This is a genomic window from Vibrio sp. Vb0598 (assembly GCF_033338935.1).
Lineage (GTDB): Bacteria > Pseudomonadota > Gammaproteobacteria > Enterobacterales > Vibrionaceae > Vibrio > Vibrio alginolyticus.
Genome location: NZ_JAWOTP010000052.1, coordinates 1 through 2,288, shown reverse-complemented (window position 1 = coordinate 2,288; position 2,288 = coordinate 1). Strand labels below are relative to the sequence as shown.

1 protein-coding gene and 2 tRNA genes are annotated in these 2,288 nt (G+C 43.8%); all 3 read left to right on the top strand.

From position 1 onward, the window contains the following. The first annotated feature begins 1 nt into the window (after nt 1). Nucleotides 2-77 (top strand) — tRNA-Asn (locus R7Q38_RS22745). Between the two features lie 275 nt (nt 78-352). Beyond that, complete coding sequence (locus R7Q38_RS22740) at nt 353-1,978, top strand: methyl-accepting chemotaxis protein (RefSeq protein ID WP_137282377.1); 1,626 nt, start codon at nt 353-355, stop codon at nt 1,976-1,978. A gap of 233 nt (nt 1,979-2,211) precedes the next feature. Further along, nucleotides 2,212-2,287, top strand: a tRNA-Phe gene (locus R7Q38_RS22735). Nucleotide 2,288: the final 1 nt, after the last annotated feature.

Here is a 2,288-nt window from a genome sequence, read left to right as displayed (position 1 = left end):
TTCCTCCTTAGCTCAGTTGGTAGAGCGACGGACTGTTAATCCGCAGGTCGCTGGTTCGAGCCCAGCAGGAGGAGCCACTTTTAAAGCCGCATCACTTGATGCGGCTTTTTTGTATCTGCTTTATACGTCATTTCTCGTTTTCCCATTTATCTGCACTTCATTTCTAAAAATCAGCGAACATTAAATCCTTTCTTCAAAAACACTTATTTCACGCTAAAAATTTAATCCTCATCGTAATTTCAATACGCATTAGTATCCGAGCATATTCATCTTCACTAAGATGCCCGAGTTATTACATTTCTTCTTTTAGCTATGCCTTGCATAGTGATAACACTTTATTTGTGAGCTAAATATGAAACTAAAAACTCAAGCCTATTTATTATCTGCGATCATATTGCTAGCTCTCCTAGCTCTGACCGCAACGGGCTTATGGACACTTCGCGTCGCAAGTAACCTTGATAACAAAGCTCGAGTTACTGAGCTATTTAAAAGTGCGTACAGCATACTTACCGAAGTAGAAAAGATGGCTATCGAAGGCAAAATGCCGGAAGACGAAGCGAAAGCATTAGCCACTCGCCTACTTCGTAACAATATCTACAAAGACAACGAATACGTTTATGTCGCAGATGAAAATATGATGTTCATCGCCGCACCACTAGACCCTCAACTGCACGGTACCAGCTTCCATGACTTTAAAGATGGCAGTGGTAATAGCGTAGGCCAACTCATTCTAGATGTATTGGGGCACAAAACAGGTCAGATCGTTGAATATACCTGGAGCCAAAAACAAGCAAATGGCAGCATTGAAGAAAAACACTCGATAGCAGAAAAAACACCACACTGGGGCTGGGTTGTCGGTACAGGTATTGGCTTTAATGAAGTTAACGCACGTTTTTGGTCGACAGCACAATGGCAGCTTGTGCTGTGTCTGATTATCGCGGGAAGTATTCTAAGTGGCCTGATCATTTCGATTCGCAAAATGCTTCATCTACTTGGTGGAGAGCCTAACGATGTGCGCAAAGCAGTTCAAGCTGTCGCTCAAGGAGACATTCAGACCAGTTTTGATACTGTGGCACCGAGAGGAAGTATCTATCGTGCCGTGCAAGATATGAGTCAATCACTAGCTACTATGGTGACAAACCTAGAGAAGTCTATGCATGCACTGCGCGCAGAGTTATCTGCCGTAGAAGCTCGATCAAATACGATTGCCGATCTTACCGTATCTCAGCAGCAATCAACGGCGATGATTGCCACTGCGATGACTGAAATGGCATCTTCAGCCAACCATGTTGCCAATTCAGCAAGCGACACCGCAAACAATACGGACGAGGCTGACAAACAAAGCCAACATACTCAGAAACTCATTCATAACACGGTTGAAAACATTCAAGGTTTAGCTTCTCAATTAAATACTGCGAGTAAAGCGGTCGCCGATCTAGATCAGGATGTAAATAATATTGTAAAAGTGCTCGATGTGATTGGTGATATTGCAGAGCAAACAAACCTATTGGCACTCAATGCAGCCATTGAAGCAGCACGTGCTGGAGAACAAGGCCGAGGCTTCGCAGTCGTTGCTGATGAGGTACGCAACCTAGCAGGACGCACACAAGACAGCACAAAAGAGATTCAGTATATGATCTCCAATCTGCAAGAAGGCTCTCGCAATGCCATTCACACAATGGAAATATGTGCAGAAACCAGTGAAAGCACTGTTACAGAGTCTAAGAATGCCTCTGAAGCTCTACAGCAAATTGTAACGGCGTTAGAATCTATCACCACAATGAGCCAGCAGATCGCTACTGCTGCCGCTGAGCAGACGCAGGTTAGCGATGATATTGCGCTACGCATAAACCTTATCGAGGAAAGCGGAGGCCAACTCAACTCTGTCGTAACCGAGAGCCAATCAAGTACTCAAAGTTTAGCTTCACTAGCGAATGAGCTAGAAGGTTGGGTAAACAAGTTCTCAGTAAAGCACTAGTTTAAAGTCAATTGTTCAATAAAAAGCACGTTTTCAGACGTGCTTTTTTGTTTTTATCGCCTTTATTTTGCAAGTGAACACACTATCAATGTTAAAACATCGCTTAAAGCATGGCGCATTGCTGCTAAAAACGCATAAAAACAGCCCACTCCGAGCACAAATTCATCAAACGATATTTTATTTTAATTTTATTGTTGACCTGAAAGCCGAAAAGCCTTTTAATACACCTCGTCGCCCGGATAGCTCAGTCGGTAGAGCAGAGGATTGAAAATCCTCGTGTCGGTGGTTCGATTCCGCCTCCGGGCACCAC